At 35.5% G+C, this 18,971-nt stretch carries 13 protein-coding genes; 5 read left to right on the forward strand and 8 right to left on the reverse strand.

Features of this window, described 5'->3' with window-relative positions; all coding sequences use genetic code 11:
* Positions 1 to 29: 29 nt before the first annotated feature.
* From G3A47_RS05825 to G3A47_RS05855, 7 genes are all read right to left on the reverse strand, one after another.
* Positions 30 to 1,556: an SGNH/GDSL hydrolase family protein gene (locus tag G3A47_RS05825; protein WP_166921244.1), complete on the reverse strand. Its 1,527-nt coding sequence runs from the start codon at positions 1,554 to 1,556 to the stop codon at positions 30 to 32.
* An 85-nt stretch (positions 1,557 to 1,641) separates the two neighbouring features.
* Positions 1,642 to 4,473 (reverse strand): TonB-dependent receptor, encoded by a 2,832-nt coding sequence (locus G3A47_RS05830; RefSeq protein WP_166921245.1) that lies wholly within the window; start codon positions 4,471 to 4,473, stop codon positions 1,642 to 1,644.
* A gap of 1,030 nt (positions 4,474 to 5,503) precedes the next feature.
* Entirely contained in the window at positions 5,504 to 5,971 is a 468-nt protein-coding gene (locus G3A47_RS05835; protein WP_166921246.1) for a hypothetical protein, read from the reverse strand.
* Between the two features lie 229 nt (positions 5,972 to 6,200).
* On the reverse strand, positions 6,201 to 6,719 hold the full coding sequence (locus G3A47_RS05840) for a hypothetical protein (protein WP_166921247.1): 519 nt from the start codon (positions 6,717 to 6,719) through the stop codon (positions 6,201 to 6,203).
* 335 nt (positions 6,720 to 7,054) lie between these two features.
* Positions 7,055 to 8,905: a glutamine--fructose-6-phosphate transaminase (isomerizing) gene (glmS, locus tag G3A47_RS05845; RefSeq protein WP_166921248.1), complete on the reverse strand. Its 1,851-nt coding sequence runs from the start codon at positions 8,903 to 8,905 to the stop codon at positions 7,055 to 7,057.
* Positions 8,906 to 8,914: 9 nt separating this feature from the next.
* Entirely contained in the window at positions 8,915 to 10,525 is a 1,611-nt protein-coding gene (locus G3A47_RS05850) for a DUF4270 domain-containing protein (protein ID WP_166921249.1), read from the reverse strand.
* Positions 10,526 to 10,546: 21 nt separating this feature from the next.
* A complete protein-coding gene (locus G3A47_RS05855; RefSeq protein WP_166921250.1) occupies positions 10,547 to 11,353 on the reverse strand; it encodes a glycogen/starch synthase in 807 nt (268 codons plus the stop codon).
* Positions 11,354 to 11,431: 78 nt separating this feature from the next.
* On the opposite strand from G3A47_RS05855, the gene panC reads away from it, so the two are divergent.
* From panC to G3A47_RS05880, 5 genes are all read left to right on the forward strand, one after another.
* On the forward strand, positions 11,432 to 12,310 hold the full coding sequence (gene panC, locus G3A47_RS05860; protein WP_166921251.1) for a pantoate--beta-alanine ligase: 879 nt from the start codon (positions 11,432 to 11,434) through the stop codon (positions 12,308 to 12,310).
* Positions 12,311 to 12,324: 14 nt separating this feature from the next.
* On the forward strand, positions 12,325 to 12,675 hold the full coding sequence (panD, locus tag G3A47_RS05865; RefSeq protein ID WP_047777048.1) for an aspartate 1-decarboxylase: 351 nt from the start codon (positions 12,325 to 12,327) through the stop codon (positions 12,673 to 12,675).
* A gap of 517 nt (positions 12,676 to 13,192) precedes the next feature.
* Positions 13,193 to 14,344, forward strand: a complete 1,152-nt coding sequence (locus tag G3A47_RS05870; RefSeq protein WP_166921252.1) for an alpha/beta hydrolase — start codon at positions 13,193 to 13,195, stop codon at positions 14,342 to 14,344.
* 3 nt (positions 14,345 to 14,347) lie between these two features.
* Positions 14,348 to 15,709 (forward strand): DNA repair protein RadA, encoded by a 1,362-nt coding sequence (radA, locus tag G3A47_RS05875; protein ID WP_166921253.1) that lies wholly within the window; start codon positions 14,348 to 14,350, stop codon positions 15,707 to 15,709.
* Between the two features lie 18 nt (positions 15,710 to 15,727).
* Positions 15,728 to 17,692 (forward strand): transglycosylase domain-containing protein, encoded by a 1,965-nt coding sequence (locus G3A47_RS05880; protein ID WP_166921254.1) that lies wholly within the window; start codon positions 15,728 to 15,730, stop codon positions 17,690 to 17,692.
* Between the two features lie 233 nt (positions 17,693 to 17,925).
* Here G3A47_RS05880 and G3A47_RS05885 read toward each other — a convergent pair whose 3' ends face one another.
* Positions 17,926 to 18,963, reverse strand: a complete 1,038-nt coding sequence (locus G3A47_RS05885) for an NADP(H)-dependent aldo-keto reductase (RefSeq protein ID WP_166921255.1) — start codon at positions 18,961 to 18,963, stop codon at positions 17,926 to 17,928.
* Between the last annotated feature and the right edge of the window lie 8 nt (positions 18,964 to 18,971).

The raw sequence follows: 18,971 nt of genomic DNA on the forward strand, positions 1-18,971 counted from the left end.
AAGTGGCTTTTTTGCTAAAAAAACTAACTTTATGGCAGTACTTTAGGATAAAGAATCTGATATTTTCCTAAATCAACTCCTTTTAAGTTTGATCCGTATTTAAGATTAATTGCTTCTATAAATTTATTTGCAACAAGCGCATAACCTCTTGCCGACGGATGTACTCCATCTAGAGAAAAGGTTCCTCCGCTCACAAATGTTGATGTCATTGTATACCCATTTAAAGTAATTCCGGTTGTAGACAATTGCTCCATCACCGCTTTTGCATCAACAAAAGCCAAACCATTTGCTTGGGCAGCTGCTGCAATAGTTACATTGTAAGCATCTGTAGCTACTTTAATTTCAGCGATCTCAGTTGGCACCAGAATAAATTTATCCTGTAGCGGATAAGTAATTCCAAATTTATCCAATGGAGCCGGTGGCGCCATTCCTATTCCGGAATCATCCTTTGTTGGCGCTGTCCCTATTGCTGATCTGGTAGCTAAAAGCACTAAATCTGTCGCTTTAGCCTGACGTGCCTGACCAAAAACAGTACCATAAAAAGCGGCAGTTTGTGCTCCAACTGAAGGTGTAAGAACCGCGGTAAGCTGCGTTGACAAATTAGTCAAAGACTCATCTTTTATCAATAACGGATTTGCTGCCGTTAACGATAACAAATCAATTCTATCCGTCACCCCAAGATAATTTAATGCATTTTTTAACGGCCCATACAATTGCGCATTTAACGCATTAATGGTAGCAGTTCCTACTGCAGTATTCCCATTACCCAAAACTGCAATCGTTAATGGATTATACGGAACTGTAGTAAAATGTGGCAGTGTATTGATATAAGGCAAGTTTGCCACAACTCCTTTTTTTCCATTTTTAGACAATTCTGTTGCTAAATTTTTATACACCGCATCAAAAGTAGCCGGTGCCGTAATCGGGCTTGTTCCGTCTCCACCGGATGTAGCATACGCTAAAACATCATTACCTCCAATCCACAAAGAGAAAAAAGTAGGATTCTGCGCCAAAGCATCCGCCAAAACAGTTGCTGTAGGTGAAGAAGCAATTCTTCTAAAATAAGGATTAGCAGTGGCGTATCCGGCAAAAGCCAAATGTGTTGCTCTTGCTCCCGGAATTCCCATATTATTAAAAGTACCGGTTAAATGCGTACCAATATCAGTACCCGAAATACCACTTACCTGAACAGGTGTACTTGTAGCCACATTCAGATACAATCGAACTCCTAGCGATGGTACCTGAACGCCTCCGGTAGAAAACCCTCCAAGATTATCTGCCATAAAGGGAGTTGTAAAAGTACCTCCTCCAACCAAAGCGAATTGCTGTGCCAGAATATTAGGATAAGCATTTGTCTGACCTGCTTTAAACAAGGCATTGTCTGAAAAACCGGCTGCAAAAGAATCACCCAAAGCTACATATTTCGAAAAATTAGCTGTCCCTGAAGTCAGGGGCTGCCCATCAGACGAGTTTACCACAGCGGGAGTGTCGTCGTCACTATTACAAGCCATAAAGGTCAGTGAAACCAATAAAAGCCATTTGAAATTTTTTATCATGATTTAATATGTTTTAAAATTATCCTTTTCGGGATTTCAAATCCCAAAAAGCGAATAAAATGTTTGTTACGTCCGTTAATTCAAATTATGGATTGATCGTCCAGGAAGCAAAATACTGCTGACCAATATATCCTGCACCAAGCACCTGAGCATATTCTTTTCCTCCAATATTTGATGCTCCTAATTTTACAACAGATTTTAATTTTGGAAGTCCATAATTAATTTGGGCATCAATTACGGTAGCCGCTTTAATTATACCATCAGCAAATGTTGATTCCCATTTGTATTCCGTGTTCCATCTTCCGCTAACATTAAATCCGAAGTTTTCAAACAATCTCTCATTTCCGACAGACACTTTAACTCTGTGTTTTGGTGTATTAAATCCGGCTTCAAAACTCGGATCTTTTGCCTGATCAAAATCAAACTGAGCATAGTTGTAATTTACTCCCAATTCATAATTAGCGATTATTTTCTTAGAAAGACCAACACCAAACCCAAGCGATTTAATCTCTACGTCTGTATTAGTATACAACTGATAAGCTCTGTAATTTCCATTCTGAAGTGCATGAAGCGACTGAACTCCTTTATCTGTAGGCCCTAACAAAGGATTAGGTGAATCTTGTGCTGTACCATAATAAGGCGCCACCACATTTAAATTACCAATAAAATGATTGTAAATATTATAATATGCATTAAGATCTATAGAAACATCATTAATTAAAGAACGATACCCAAGCTCAAAAGCTTTAACCTCTTCCGGTCTAACATAATTTACATCTGTTTTTCTCAAAAGTGCCGATGCAGCTACAGGATTACTTCCCGCCAAAGCACTAAAAGCCCCTACAGAACTTGCGGTATAAGAATTACCATATGCATTTTCCCCATTCATAATAGCCGTTGGCCCGCCAGCAAAAGCCTGCCCTGCAGCCGTTGCAACAGGCAAAGTCTCTGTAAAGCGTAATAAGTTATCCGGTGCAGAACCTAACAACACTGCACTACCAACATTAAATCCGATATACTGATCCTGAGTAGATGGATTTCTGAAACCGGTTTGGAACGATGCTCTGAAATTATGATTCTTTTTTTCTCCTCCTGAATAAACAAGAGACAATCTAGGAGAAAAATTACCATCGAAGTTTTTTGATTTATCATAACGGATAGATCCTGTAAATTTAAACCTATCATCCAAAAACTTTTTCATCACCTGGGTGTAAGCACCATATTCATTGTAATTGATAGGTCCATTTGCATCGGTATAAATTCTTCCGTGAGAATTTAACTCATACAATCTAAATGACCCTCCCACTTGAATTTCAACAACTTTTAATAGATCTTTAAAATTATAGTTCAAATCAGAGTGATAAATTCTTGAGTTATCAACCAATTTAGAACCTGTAAGTACACTTTCGTCAGCAATTACCTCATTAAATGCTTTTTTAAATGCCGATGTTCCCGGTAAAAAACGTCCTGTATCTGCAGTAGCTCTTGCAGCAGCATGTGCATTCTCTGGTGTCATTCCGCCTAAAGTTGCCTGAACATAAGCTCCCGCATACTGACCAAACCAGGTTTTATCGTCTTTCCATTTTCTGTTTACATTGATCCCGGTGAATCCCATATCATAAGAATGCCCTCCATCTTCTCCTGTAGTGTATCCTCTCAAAAAGAAATTCCTTCCTTTAAATTCAATTTTATGTTGTTGCATAAAAAAGTCATTCAAGTAATATCTGTTCGCTCCTTGATAAACCGCATTACCGGTACCAAATTTACTTTGCCAGATAATTTCTAATCTGTCATCACCAAAAGGTCTTGCATGCAACGAAAAATCAATTTTTGTATTTCCTGCTTTGTTGTTTGTAAGATCAGTTTCATTATAACCAGTTCTACTAACATTGGTACTCGGCAATAAATTTACAGCCGAAGCAGGTAACAAACCTAAAGCAGCCAAAGACTGACCAACTCCCTTTATATTAGTAGAAACTTCATCTCCATATACATTTATTCCGTCATAATTTATATCACTCCTGTCAATTCCACTAACTCTTTTATCATTATAATTTGTAGCATACCAATCTGTAGCTTCCATATAAGTGAAGTTGGCTTTGGCAGCAAAGTATTTATTAAACGCATGCGAAAAACGCACTCCAAAATCATAATAGTTATTTACACCTGCGGCATCTTGTGAAGTCATTCCGTATTTAAAATACGCAGAGACTCCCTGATAATTGAATGGATTTTTACTGTTCATAAATAAAATTCCGTTAAAAGCATTCGCCCCGTACAAAGCAGATGATGCACCAGGCAACAACTCAACACTTTGAACATCTATTTCCGAAACACCAATTAAGTTTCCTAAAACGAAATTCAAAAGAGGAGATGAATTATCCATTCCGTCCACCAATTGCATAAAACGAGTATTGGCAACAGTAGCAAAACCCCTTGTATTAATTGATTTAAAAGACATACTACTGGTATTCATTTGCACTTCTTTCAGATTTTCCAAACCATCATAAAAAGTAGGAGATGCCGTTTTCTTAATGTCCTGAATTCCCATTCTTTCAATAGTTACCGGAGATTCAAGCACTCGCTCTGGAGTTCTGGAAGCAGAAACTACTATTTCATTTAGTTTCGTTTCCTCTTCTTTTAAAACCACATCAATTTTCTGATTCAAAGAAGTAACATTAATGGTTTTGGCCTCGAAACCTACGGCAGACACTTTAATTGTAAAAGGTGGCTTAGTCGAGACCGTCAATTTAAATGTACCATCAAAATCGGTGGAAGCACCGTTAGAACTTCCAACTACGACAATATTGGCACCAGGGATAGCTTGTCTGTTAGCATCGGCAACAGAACCAGTAATTGAATTCTGCGCAAAAGATATTCCGCTGAAAAACAACATCATTAATAAATAGACTCTCATTTGGTTAGTTTTTGTTTAGTTTATACTACCAAAATACAAATTATTTCAATATGTATAAAAAAACGTTAAAATAAATTGATATTCGTCACATTTATAAACATTATTTTAACTATTTGACAATGCTATTTATTAAATTAACCTCAAATATTAAAGCCTCTGCAAACTAATTACTATGCACACATATAATTTTTGAAGGAAAAATTGCGGATTTACTAAAAATACACCGTTCAGAAAAAAAATATGATAAAATAAAAAAGCGAGACCTAAATCTCGCTTTTTTAACATGTATGTATTTTTGTATTTATTCTAGTTTAGTTGATTTTGTAAAGTTATGTTGTTGATGTGTATTTCAAGCTCTAATTACCACTCTAACATTGTAGTAATTGAATAAAAATATACAACTGGAGTTTCTATTACAGCATGGACTCATATGCATAGCAGAGTAACTAACCGAACACAAATTCTATTATTATAATAGCTAACAACATAACACCCCCGAAAACAATAAATGCTATGGAAGCCCAATACAACTTCAGATTATGATAATCTCTAAAATAATCAGATGCTTTTTCTCTCTTAATCCCGACTATAGGTTTTTCCTTATTTTTATACTTAGTTGCATAAATAAAAACACCTACAGCAATCATCATTAGAAGCAAAAAAAATCAATTGTACCATCTTATTTTTATTTTATTGTTAAAGTACGGATAAGTTTCATTTATTACTTACTTTTTTTAAAGGTTTTGAACACTTATGATTTCAAATCTTGCGATACCAAGATCATATATAATTCCCACTATAACCATTAGTTTTCTTTTAAAACTTACGCACTCTAAAACGATCTAGCTTTTTAAATTTGCTTTATGAGATTGAATCTAGAATTATTATTTTCATTTTAAGCCAATTTTAATAAAGTTAGACAAATTTGTACAACTAAATTCTTTGGAATAGGTAGGACACGGATTGCAAATCCGCGCTATCGGAGTTACAAATCCATGTTATCAAGCTTAATTGTTTTTAAAGATTAATTTTATTTCTTCTTCAACCTTTCAAACCGACCTATTAACTCATTTAACAATGTAACTTCGCTACTATTAATCAACCCCTCTTGCTGATAAGGCACAAGCACATCTATCACAAAATCATATTCCTGAATACTATTAATTTTTTTTCGTTTTAAAATTTTCACCATCTTATTCTCTCGCTTATAAGGCAAGTTTTGCTTTTTTATTTCTTTCCAAAATTCCTCAACACAATTACCACTACTTTCCTGAAAGTATATAAACACATCATTAATCACATATTTCAAACTTTTTAAATTGTCATATTGAGGCTCGGGGTTTAACACATCTTCCTTACATTCCGAATAAACTTTTATAAAAGATTCAAATGTTATGACATCCCAATCTTTAGGGGTATAATTTTTAAAACAATAAATCGCAATATCGATTACCTTAATTATAGCTTCTTTTGCAACTATATAATTCTCTTTTGACATATGCTTTTTCTTGTTACAATAATAATTTTAAACCCCACTCAATAAACTTATCCGCGTTTTTATTTGAAACCCCTATACCATTTCTTGCATTTCCTGACATACCTTTTTCCCTCCAACTTTCAATCTGAATTTGTTCATTCACTCTAATAACCTAATATGAAAAATCTTTCTGATCTACTACATACACACCGTTCAGAAGAAAAATTTGATAAGAGAAAGAAAATGAAACCTAAAGTTCACTTTCTAACACCTGCATTTTTTTTATCTTATTCTGAATGATACTTATTGCCAAAGGAGGAAATGAAAAAGCAACAAAATTATTACTAAAATCTGCAAAACTGACTTTTCTATTTAGTTCAATAGTTGCCATAAGTTTACAAATAAAACAACTATTGTAGACAAAAGATACAATTCCAATAAACTGAATTGAAATCAAAAAACCGATAAAATCAATATCAGGCTTACCTCCATTCGATTGACTCAATACGTACGCAACAAGAAAAACAAAATTTAAAACTACAATAAGATTTATCAACAAGCTAATTCTAAAATTTGCTAATTTCGACCTAAAATACTTATTTGATTGACTGTACATAAATGTTACAGAAACATTTAGCCAATAGAAATAAGGCAAATACAACATCCAAAAAAACACAAATCCAATATAATAAAGCAACCTTTCATCAAAAATCAATTGAACCAAATTTATTACAATCAATTGAACTACACCGGGTATTACTAGTATCAAAAAAATAGTCTTTTTTACACTCTGTTTCAAAAAATAATTTGTTTTCATATCTTAATTAAATTAAACCTCTAGCCACCTTCTATACATGAAAAACCCGATAACGCGGATTTACAATCCATGCCCACAATACACCCCAAAACAAATCTAATAAAACAATTTCTAAACCTATATAACTGCCTAACTGAACTAAAAAGAAGTTTTATTAAAATCAGCTATTTATTCTTCGACAGGATTTAGGCACATCTATTTTAATTTTTGTTTTAAAAATGAATTACCACAAAAAAAGCGAGACCTAAATCTCGCTTTTCATCAAATAATATTTTGTTGTAAATACTTTATTCTACCGTTACCGATTTTGCTAAGTTACGCGGCTGATCTACATTACATCCTCTCATTACCGCAATATAGTAAGAAAGCAACTGCAATGGAATTGTCGTAATTAGCGGAGATAAAGCATCCGAAGTTTCCGGAATTTCGATCACATAATCTGCTAGTTCACGAACTTGAGTATCTCCCTTAGTAACCACCGCGATAATTTTACCACTACGTGATTTAATTTCCTGAATATTACTTACAATCTTATCATAATGTCCTTGTTTAGGCGCAATTACAATAACCGGCATATGCTCATCAATCAAAGCAATTGGACCGTGCTTCATTTCTGCCGCAGGATATCCTTCTGCGTGAATATAAGAGATCTCTTTAAGTTTTAAAGCACCTTCAAGGGCTACCGGGAAATTATATCCGCGTCCTAAATACAAACAGTTCGGAGCATCTTTAAACGCTGCCGCAATTTCTTTGGCTCTGTCATTTGTTTCCAATGCTTCACCCACTTTCTCAGGGATTATCTCTAATTCCTGTAAGTAAGTATGAAAATCAGAATTAGACAACGTTCCTTTAGCTTTACCTAATCGCAATGCAATCATAGTTAAAACTGTAATCTGAGTCGTGAAAGCTTTAGTTGAAGCTACTCCAATTTCCGGACCTGCGTGTGTATAAGCACCTGCATGGCTTTCTCTTGAAATTGATGAACCCACCACATTACATACTCCAAACACAAAAGCACCGTTTTCTTTGGCTAACTTAATAGCTGCCATAGTATCTGCTGTCTCTCCTGATTGAGAAATAGCAATTACCACATCATCCTTATTGATGATTGGATTACGGTATCTGAATTCAGAAGCATATTCTACTTCAACCGGAATGCGGGTAAATTCTTCAAAAATATACTCAGCCACTAAACCTGCATGCCAAGAAGTCCCACAAGCAACAATTAAGATACGCTTTGCATTTAAGAATTTTTCGATATTATCCTCAACACCGGCCATTTGAACAATACCTTTATTGGCATTAAGTCTACCTCTGTAAGTATCTTTAATTACACTTGGCTGCTCGTAAATCTCTTTTAACATAAAGTGATCGTAACCTCCTTTTTCAATCTGCTCCAAGTTCATTTGAAGCTCTTGAATATAAGGATCTACTAACGAATCATCCTTTATTTTTCTAACTTTAAGTGGTTTGTGCAATCTGATGTTTGCCATTTCACCATCCTCAAGATAAATAGCGTTTGAAGTATATTCAATAAAAGGGGAAGCATCAGAAGCAATAAAAAATTCTCCTTCACCAACACCAATAGCCAATGGACTACCCAATCTTGCTGCTACAATCTCATTTGGATTTTTCTTGTCAAAAACCGCAATTGCATAAGCACCAACAACCTGATTTAAAGCAACCTGAACCGCTTTTCCAAGTTTAATACCTTCATTTTTCTGTACTTCTTCAATTAGATTTACCAATACTTCTGTATCTGTATCTGATTTAAAAGTATAGCCTCTTTTAATTAATTCTTCTTTAAGAGGTGCATAATTCTCAATAATTCCATTATGAATAATCACCAATTCTCCGGAATTAGAAAGATGCGGATGCGAATTTACATCATTTGGAACCCCATGAGTTGCCCAACGTGTATGTCCTATTCCTATAGTTCCGTTTGTAGTAAAACTATCTTTAGCTTTAGCCTCAAGATCAGAAACCTTACCTTTTGTTTTACAAAGTTTTATGCTTTCCTGGTCATCATACAACATAACCCCGGCACTATCATATCCTCTGTATTCGAGTCGCTTTAATCCCTTAATAATAATAGGATACGCCTCTCTATGACCTATATATCCAACAATTCCACACATATATATTTATTAATTTGGTTTCGTGTAGTAAACCTCAAGCTGCAATCTTTTAGCATAATTCGGACTGCTTGAAGGAATATTATTCCCGAATAATACTGTCCCTAACGGACTTATAACAGAGGCTTTTGGCGCATCTGAAATAACGTTATTTTTTAATTTCAATTTATAAGAACCGGATGTATTGATATCTCCGGTAACCACTAAGCCCAATTTAACATTAACCGCTGTAGTGTTTTTTATAATATTTCGAATATGATTTGTTAACCTGATTTTATAAGTAGTCCCTTTTTTACTCGTAGGATCAACATTAATTATACCGCTATACACCGCTTTTCCCATCGCTGCTCCACTGCCGGTACCATCTGTTATAAAATCTAAAATAGGCGTATTGTTTGTTAAATCATATAAATAAATTCTTTTAGGCTCACGAGTACCCACTGTTGCATCCGGTATTCCGAGCATTTTATCTCTGTCGATATGAAAAACTAAATTGGCTTCGTTAACCAACCATTTTTTTGCTCTGATATCTTCCAGTTTTAAACCAAAATCTTTAAGTTCAATAACAGCAAGTGATCCCTCACCACCTTTCAAGTAAAGTGATTCATCACCTGTACTAGTATTTTGCGTGTTAAGAGCGTTTTGATAAGCCGGTGCTTTAACATTGTTCTGTAAACCGGCTGTAGCACCCGACAAATTAATAACCAGTGTTTTATCTTCTTTCGTGTCTTCCGGATCTGTTGTAATTTCCGTTTTTGCTCTATATTTTATCGTAATTTTTCCCTGAGCAAAATTCAGTAAAGCCATATTACCCGGACTACCTCCTGCTTTTTCAACCTTAAAATATAAGCCTTTAAAATACTGCTGAAAAACATCCTGAGCAGAAAGATTTGCAGCACTGGCTTTTAAAATTTTATCCCTAAAAAAATCCTTATCTAAATTCAGACGCATTTGCGGAGGAGATTTAGTAGTCGTTTTTACATTCGTTACCGGGTCAGTTGTTTCATCAGAACGCTCAGAAGAATCAAAATAGAATTCATCATTTTCCGAAGGAATACCATTATTCAAACGTTTGCCTTCTTTTCTTGTAGGATCTTTATAAGCATCAAAATCAGCATTTTGATCTGTGTAGTACAACTGCGGATATTGTGAACCACCCTCAATATAAGAAGAACGCATCTGAACACCCGATTCATAAACACTTAATTTAAACTTCTCTCCGGGTTTACCATAGATCGAATCTAGCACATAAGTTGTTACGCCTTCATTAACAGCTGTCGCATGACTAAAATAAGGCACTGTTAATGTAACCGTTACTACAGTAGGATCCGCACCAATAGTAGGAACATAACTATCAAGCGAAACCTGAGTAGCAAAACTCGCCGTTCTCTCCCCAAAAACACCGTCGTTATAAATACCTAAGGCATTATTAACCAACGCATTTGACTGGATCGGACTAATTACCTGATCATAAGCCACAACATCATACTTTTCAGATTCTAATCCGAAATGATTGTCTCCAATCAGATCATCACCAATGGCATTAAAATCTTTGTCGCAGGAATATAAAAGAACAACCGATGCAATTAATAGCGTTTTCTTAAAAAAAGAAGTATTATACATGTTTAATAATAATGTTAAAATTTAAAGACCCATACTTTTGTAGAAATTTGTATACGCATCAGCGAATGCATCTTTCGTGGCGAAAGGTAAAAAAGGTTTTCCTGAAGATTCTATAAATTTTGTTAAACTTGAAGAAACGTGTGGCGATGCAATAATCACAGCATCAGAATGCAATATACTGGCCTTTAAAATGTTCTCGTAGTTCGGTGTTTCCAAATCAGCAACTGACTCATGTGGCACACCGTCAAATTTCACCTTATTGATCATTTCCAAATCTAAATTTTCATCAAATGACTGCCCATAAACAGAAGTCACAATTTTAGTTTCAGAAAACAATGCTTCATTTTTGTAATAATGTTTCATATAAATTGGAAGCATAGCGGCTAACCAACCATGAACATGAATAATATCGGGAACCCAGTTGAGTTTTTTTACCGTTTCTACAACTCCTTTGGCAAAAAAGATAGCTCTCTCATCATTATCAGGATATAAAACCCCTTCTTCGTCAGCAAAAGTTGCTTTACGTTTAAAATACTCATCATTATCTATAAAATAAACCTGAATTCTTTCTTTAGGAATAGAGGCTACTTTAATAATCAATGGCATATCCAAATCATTCACTACCAAATTCATTCCTGAAAGTCTAATTACTTCGTGTAACTGATGTCTTCTTTCGTTGATGTTTCCATATCTTGGCATGAAAATTCTTATCTGGCCGCCCTGATCGTTAATCATTTTCGGAACGTCATAAGACATTAAAGAAACCTCATTTTCAGCCAAATAAGGCACGACTTCAGATGATACATATAATATCCTCTTATCTTTCATAATAGTATTTTACTTAATTTTTGGTAATAAAAACGTTGCAAAATTACAAAATTTTATGCAGTTATTAACTAATATATTATGTTTGCACTAAATTTTAATAATACCGACATGCATATTTTCTACGGTAAAGTAGCTTTGATAGCGTATTTAAAAACTATCAAAACCGCAAATTCGACTATCGGATTTGTACCAACAATGGGCGCTTTACACCAGGGACATCTGGCTTTAATGCAGCGATCCCTTAAAGAAAACGACGATACAGTAGTTAGTATTTTCGTAAATCCAACTCAGTTTAACAATCCTGAAGATCTGGCAAAATATCCCAGAACTCTTGAAGAAGACGTAAGAAAAATGCGAGTTCTGAGCGACAAAATAATTTTGTATGCTCCGTCTGTCGAGGATATTTATGAAGGCGACACCGTTTCGCAGCATTTTGATTTCGACGGATTAGAAAATCAAATGGAAGGAAAATTCAGACCGGGACATTTTAATGGCGTCGGAACAATTGTAAAACGTTTATTCGAAATCGTAACTCCAACAAATGCGTATTTTGGAGAGAAAGATTTTCAGCAATTGCAAATCGTCAAAAAAATGGTGGAAAAGAACAATATGCCGGTAAATGTTATTGGTTGTCCTATCTTTAGAGAGGAAAATCAACTTGCTATGAGTTCCCGAAACGAACGTTTAACAGCTGAAGAAAGAAAAGAGGCTGCCATTATTTATAAAACTTTAACAGAAGCAAAAGAAATATTTCAGACCGGTACTCCCGAAGAGACTATTGCGTTTGTTGAAAATTCATTCAAAAACAACGAAAGGTTTACCCTGGAGTATTTTGTTATCGCTGATGAATCTACATTATTACCGATCGACTACAAAAATAAAGACAAAAACTACCGTGCGTTTATAGCGGTATTTGTTAATTCTATAAGACTGATTGACACCATTTCATTAAATTAAATTACCTTTGCACCATGCAAATTCAAGTTATAAAATCCAAAATTCACCGTGTAAAAGTAACGGGAGCCGATTTAAATTATATTGGCAGTATTACTATTGACGAAACACTACTGGAAGCTTCAAACATTATTGAAGGCGAAAAAGTAGCTATTGTAAATATCAATAATGGCGAACGCTTTGAGACTTACGCTATCAAGGGAGAAAGAAATTCAGGTGACATCACTCTGAATGGCCCTGCAGCAAGAAAAGTTCAAAAAGACGATATCATTATCATCATATCTTATGCAACCCTGGAATTTGAAGAAGCTAAAACCTTCAAACCATGGATCATTTTCCCAAATGAAAATGATAATTCGCTAACCTAAGCTTTTCTTTTACACCCCATTTCTTCAACATTTGATAAAGTTTTTTATCAGAGAGGATTTCTTTTATCCCTATCGAAAGTAAATTTTATCAAATATTTCTTAATAGAAAAGGTATAAAGATTCTGAGGTTCTGAGATTCTGAGATATTGGAGTAGAATGTTGAACGTAATTCGTTACTATTTTTTTTAACAAATGGTAACATCGATTTTACTTGATATGAAAGACTCCAAAAAAAATCCATTTCTATCACATAGTCAAAAAATAAGGAGGGCTAAATAAATGAAATGTCTTTTTCTTTTCTCAAAATTATTTAGGTGTCAAAAAATAAATACCGCTAACGAGTTGAAATATCAAATTACTCCAGATCTGCGTGTACAAAACAAAGCTTAGAATCTTAACAACTTAGCTCCTTTTCACTATTCCTTATTTTAAAATCCCGGAATAATAAAAAAGCAAATAAAGTGTTATATTGCTACACTATTACAATACTTTTTAATTCACTGAAATACCCCAAATCATGAAAAAAGTTTACTTATTACTTACTTTAATTTCTATTTCTGTTTTCTCGCAGAAAAAATTTGACAATATCAAATCCGAGAAACTGGGAGAGGAAAGAAGAATTACTATTGGACTGCCTCCTTCCTACGAAGCCAATCCGGAGAAAAAATATCCCGTTTTGTATTTGTTAGATGGCGATTATTTATTTGATCCTTTCTCGGGAGCTGTAAGTTATGGCGCGTATTGGGATGATTTACCCGAAATGATTATTATTGGTGTTCACCAAAATAAAGACGGCGAACGCTTTGACGACACCACTATTGATCAAATTAATGGATTACCTTTTGAAAAAGGAGCAGATTTCTTCGAGTTTATAGGTGCTGAACTAGTTCCCTATATTGAAAAAAAATACCGTACCTCCCCTTTCAGAATTATTGCAGGACATGATACCACAGCCAGTTTTATCAACTTTTACCTGTATAAAGAAGAACCGCTTTTTAATGCCTATATTTGCTTAAGTCCTGAACTTGCTCCTAAAATGGAAGTTCGAATTCCGGAGCAATTTGCCAAACTAAAAACACCTTTCTTCTACTATCTTTCTGTAGCCGATGGCGATATCAAAAAAATCAAAGAGCCTATAGAAAAATTAGACAGCAACATTAAAATTGCCAACAATCCACTGGTAAATTATAAATACGATATTTTCAAAAACACTACTCATTACACCGAAGTCCTACATTCGATACCGAGTGCATTATATCAAATATTTGAAGCTTACAGACCGATAAACTCTACGGAATACAACAACAAAATCGCAATCCTTGAAACCGGTTATGCAGATTATCTGGAAAACAAGTACAACGAAATGTCTAAAGTTCTTGGAGTTCAGATTCCGGTTAGAATGACCGACTTCAAAGTAATTGAAAACATTATTCTAAAAAAGAACGCTTACGACGAATTAGGTAAAATGGCAGAAATAGGAAATGTCAATTATCCTAAAGCAATGTTGGGCGAATATGAATTAGGGCTGATGTACGAAAAAATGGGCGATCCGAAAAGAGCCTCAAAAAAATACCAAAATGCTTCACAAATGGAGCCAATTGGGGATTTGAACAAGGATTTGATGTATGAAAAAATTGACGAAATGAATACCCTTTCAAAAAAACCATAACTAATGTCAAAAGTTAAAACTTCTTTTTTTTGCCAGAACTGCGGAACTCAATATGCCAAATGGCAAGGGCAATGCAATGCCTGCAAAGAATGGAATACTATTGCCGAAGAAATCATTCAAAAACAGGAAAAAGTAGCCTGGAAAAGCGAACCGACTCCAATGGGCAAAGCCCCACGTCCGTTAAAAATTAACGAAATCGATTCGGCTCAGGAAATCCGAATGAACACAACAGACGGAGAACTAAATCGTGTTCTTGGTGGTGGTATTGTTCCCGGTTCCTTAACCCTTTTAGGTGGTGAACCCGGAATCGGAAAAAGTACACTTTTACTCCAGATATCTCTAAAACTTCCTTACAAAACACTTTATGTTTCGGGCGAAGAAAGCCAGAAGCAAATAAAAATGCGTGCCGAAAGAATCACACCGGATAGCGACAACTGTTACATCCTGACCGAGACCAAAACGCAAAACATATTCAAACAAATTGAAGCCATTGCTCCCGAAATTGTCATTATCGACTCGATTCAGACTTTGCATACGGATTATATCGAATCAACTGCCGGAAGTATTTCTCAAATCAGAGAAACCACAGCCGAACTCATCAAATTTGCCAAAGAAACAAACATCCCCGTTATTTTAATCGGACATATTACCAAAGACGGAAACATTGCCGGTCCAAAAATTCTGGAGCATATGGTCGACACCGTTTTGCAATTTGAAGGTGATCGAAATCATGTGTATCGAATTTTACGCTCCTTAAAAAACCGTTTCGGATCAACAGCCGAATTGGGGATTTACGAAATGTTAGGAAGCGGTTTGCGAGAAGTCAGCAATCCGTCGGAAATATTAATTTCACACAAAGACGAAGAATTATCAGGAACCGCAATTGCTACTACACTTGAAGGTATGCGTCCGCTGATGATCGAGATACAATCGCTTGTAAGTACCGCTGTTTACGGAACTCCACAACGCAGCACAACCGGCTACAATGCCAAAAGACTCAACATGATTTTGGCTGTATTAGAAAAAAGAGCCGGATTTCGTTTGGGTGCTAAAGACGTTTTCCTGAATGTTACAGGGGGAATTTCTGTAGATGATCCCGCGATTGACTTAGCCGTTGTTGCAGCTATTTTGTCTTCCAACGAAGATATCCCGGTCACAAAGGGATTTTGCTTCGCCGGAGAAGTGGGCTTATCAGGAGAAATCCGTCCGGTAAATCGGGTAGATCAAAGAATTCAGGAAGCCGAAAAACTAGGATTCAATACTATCTTTGTTTCCAAATACAATAAAATTGCTTCAAAAAATACAGGAATCAAAATTGAACTCGTGGCTAAAATTGAAGATGTAGCCAGTATTCTTTTTGGTTAATTTTTATAAACCTCCTTTATGAAATTCCCAAAGCAAAAAATAATTAAAGCACTCTTAACCCTATTTACAGTAGTAGGAGTGCTTATTTTAGCCTTTTATTCTTTTCGCGATTCGCTTCTCAAACAAGCCATTGCTAAAGTAACCCACAAAATGAATGTCGAATACAACAGCACCTTTTCTGTAAAATCGGCTTCTTTTGAAGGTTTATCCGGTATTAAATTAACCGATGTTATTCTGGCTCCAAAAAACGCGGACACTCTTTTTCACATTCACAAAATAGAAACCAGTGTTAACCTATCCAGTTTACTAATTGGTGATGTACAGGTGGGCACTTTGAAAATGGACAATGGATACATTCAATTGGTCAAAAAAGGAAAAATTCGCAATTTTGATGCTTTCCTAAAAAAAGACCCGTCTGATACCGATAAAAACGAAAAACGCAAATATGCCACTTTTGCCTACCGTATCATCTCTAAACTGTTAAATCTGGTTCCCACCGATATGAAATTGGAAAATCTGATTTTTAAGATTGATGATAACGGCAAAAAAACGTCTGTAGCCATAAATAAACTCGTTTTAAACAACAAACAACTCGAAACCAGTCTTCATGTTCAAAGCAAGGATTTTGACCAACGTTGGAACATAAAAGGTTTTGCCGACCCAAGAAACAAAAAAGCGGATATACGTTTTTTTAATCTGGATACGGGCGCCATTCGTGTTCCCTATCTTGACGAACGCTACAATCTGCAAGTTAGCTTTGATTCTATCCGATTAAATGTCGACAATATCGAAAAAGACGGAAGCGAACTGCATATCGATGGTTATTCTTCAATTTCAAATTTAAAAATTAATCACCCAAAAATTGCCAGTAAAGATGTTGTGATTAAAAACGCTCGTTTTGACTATCGCTTTTTATTAGGCAATGATTTTATATCGATCGACAGCACTTCAACCATGCAGTTGAACAAAATAAAAGTGCGTCCTTATGTTTCTTATAATACAGCATCGGATACCGTCTATACCTTAAAGGTTGATATTCCGAAAATGAAAGCACAGGATTTTATTGTTTCCTTACCTGATGGGTTGTTTACTCATTTTCAGGGAATGGAAGCAACAGGAAATTTTGATTACAAACTGGATTTCAAATTCAACAAAAATAAACCTAATGCGCTTGTTTTTGACAGCAAACTAAACAAAGAAGATCTCAGAATCACAAAGTACGGAGAAGCTGATCTGAATAAATTGAATGGTGAATTTGTATATCGCGCCATTATTCAAAATGTAATGCAGCGACCTGTTTTAGTTGGAAACGCCAACCCAAATTATACGCCACTTGATCAGATTTCGCCTTATCTAAGAAAATGTGTTTTAACAACAGAAGACCCTTCGTTCTTTTCGCATCGTGGCTTTATCAATGAAGCTTTTAAACAATCGATTCTAAAAAACATCCGAACCAAAAAATTCTCGCGTGGTGCCAGTACCATCAGCATGCAGTTGATTAAAAACGTCTTTTTGACTCGTGAAAAAACACTTTCACGTAAACTCGAGGAAATTCTACTGGTTTATATTTTAGAGAACAACCGAATTGTAAGCAAAGAAAGAATGCTCGAAGTGTATTTTAACATTATCGAATGGGGACCAAACGTATACGGAATTGGAGAAGCGAGTCATTTTTATTTCCAGAAAAGTCCATCGGCTTTAAATGTGGATGAATGCTTGTTTTTGGCCACTATCATACCTAAGCCCAAAAAGTTCATGTATCAGTTTAATGATCAGGGCAACCTGAAAGAGTATGCTTTGAAAAATCAAAAGTTCCTTAAAAACTTAATGTTTCGCAGGGGGCTATTGATTCCCGAAGATACTCTGGGACAGCTTCCGGTTTACATCTCCGGAAATGCAAGATCACTCATAAGAATTAAAGCTCCCGATTCTACTGCGGTTAAGAATGATTCTTTAGCGGTTGATGATGAATTTGATCTTTAGTAGAAAAGAAATTCCAACTTTTTATACTGGAAAAACTTTGCGACTACGGCACTCCTGTGTTTGCTGAGAAGTTTTTTCACGCAGATTTAGCAGATTTACTCAGATTGTTTTATCGGAATCACAGAGCAAAAATATCAGCTAAATCTGCGTGCATAAAAAACTTTGCGATTCTGCGTCTTTGCGTGAGAATTCAACCGCAAAGTGCGCAAAGGTTTACGCAAAGGTCGCTATTATTATGGTGCCGGATCAGGAATGATTGCCTGAACAGCATTGATTTCAGCAAGAATTTCATCAGAAAGCACCACATCAATTGTGTCGATGTTTTCTTTTAATTGTTCTAAAGTTGTCGCACCAATGATTGCACTGGTCAAAAAGGGTTGTTGCAGTACAAAACCCATTGCCATTTGAGTCAGAGTCAGACCATGTTTATGTGCAATTTCCTGATACAAACGTGTTGCTTGTGTAGATTGTTCACTACTGTAACGCGTATATTGCGGGAAAAGTTTGATTCTCGCATTTGGATGACTTTCTCCGCTTAAAAATTTACCCGTCAATACCCCAAATGCCAAAGGAGAATACGCCAATAAACCAACATTTTCATATTTTGAAACTTCTGCAGAACCCACCTCAAAAAGACGATTCAATAAAGAATACGGATTCTGAACGGTTTTGATTCTTGGTAAATTATTGTATTTACTCTCTTCCAGAAAACGCATCATTCCCCATGCATTTTCATTGGAAACCCCAATGTGTTTTATTTTTCCCTCTTTGATTAATTCATCAAAGGTTTCAAGAACTCCTCTAAAGTTATCTTCCCACACATCGTCATGACCATTGAAAGCACGTTGCCCAAAACAATTGGTTTTTCGTTCCGGCCAATGCATTTGGTACAAGTCAATATAGTCTGTCTGAAGGCGTTTTAAACTATTTTCTACCGCATATTTAATACTTGCCGGAGAGAAATCCAAATTGTCTCTCATATAACCAAAACCGGGATTAGGTCCTGCAATTTTGGTGGCTAAAACCACTTTATCTCGATTTCCTGATTTCTTAAACCAGGAACCGATAACTTTTTCAGTACTTCCGTAAGTCTCCTCACGTGCAGGAACCGAATACATTTCGGCTGTATCAAAAAAATTCACTCCTCTTTCGAGTGCGTAATCCATTTGAGCATGTCCTTCGGCTTCTGTATTTTGCTGACCAAAAGTCATTGTTCCGAGGTTGATTTTACTGACTTTTATATCGGTATGGGGTAATGTAGTGTATTTCATGTTTTTTT

Origin of the sequence: Flavobacterium poyangense (assembly GCF_011751075.1) — a bacterium.
Taxonomy (GTDB): domain Bacteria; phylum Bacteroidota; class Bacteroidia; order Flavobacteriales; family Flavobacteriaceae; genus Flavobacterium; species Flavobacterium poyangense.

Bases quoted from the DNA above. Each gene is read 5' to 3' on its own strand.
- G3A47_RS05825 (WP_166921244.1), bottom strand. From the start codon at position 1,556: ATGATAAAAAATTTCAAATGGCTTTTATTGGTTTCACTGACCTTTATG.
- G3A47_RS05830 (WP_166921245.1), bottom strand. From the start codon at position 4,473: ATGAGAGTCTATTTATTAATGATGTTGTTTTTCAGCGGAATATCTTTT.
- G3A47_RS05835 (WP_166921246.1), bottom strand. From the start codon at position 5,971: ATGTCAAAAGAGAATTATATAGTTGCAAAAGAAGCTATAATTAAGGTA.
- glmS (WP_166921248.1), bottom strand. From the start codon at position 8,905: ATGTGTGGAATTGTTGGATATATAGGTCATAGAGAGGCGTATCCTATT.
- G3A47_RS05850 (WP_166921249.1), bottom strand. From the start codon at position 10,525: ATGTATAATACTTCTTTTTTTAAGAAAACGCTATTAATTGCATCGGTT.
- G3A47_RS05855 (WP_166921250.1), bottom strand. From the start codon at position 11,353: ATGAAAGATAAGAGGATATTATATGTATCATCTGAAGTCGTGCCTTAT.
- panC (WP_166921251.1), top strand. From the start codon at position 11,432: ATGTTTGCACTAAATTTTAATAATACCGACATGCATATTTTCTACGGT.
- panD (WP_047777048.1), top strand. From the start codon at position 12,325: ATGCAAATTCAAGTTATAAAATCCAAAATTCACCGTGTAAAAGTAACG.
- G3A47_RS05870 (WP_166921252.1), top strand. From the start codon at position 13,193: ATGAAAAAAGTTTACTTATTACTTACTTTAATTTCTATTTCTGTTTTC.
- radA (WP_166921253.1), top strand. From the start codon at position 14,348: ATGTCAAAAGTTAAAACTTCTTTTTTTTGCCAGAACTGCGGAACTCAA.
- G3A47_RS05880 (WP_166921254.1), top strand. From the start codon at position 15,728: ATGAAATTCCCAAAGCAAAAAATAATTAAAGCACTCTTAACCCTATTT.
- G3A47_RS05885 (WP_166921255.1), bottom strand. From the start codon at position 18,963: ATGAAATACACTACATTACCCCATACCGATATAAAAGTCAGTAAAATC.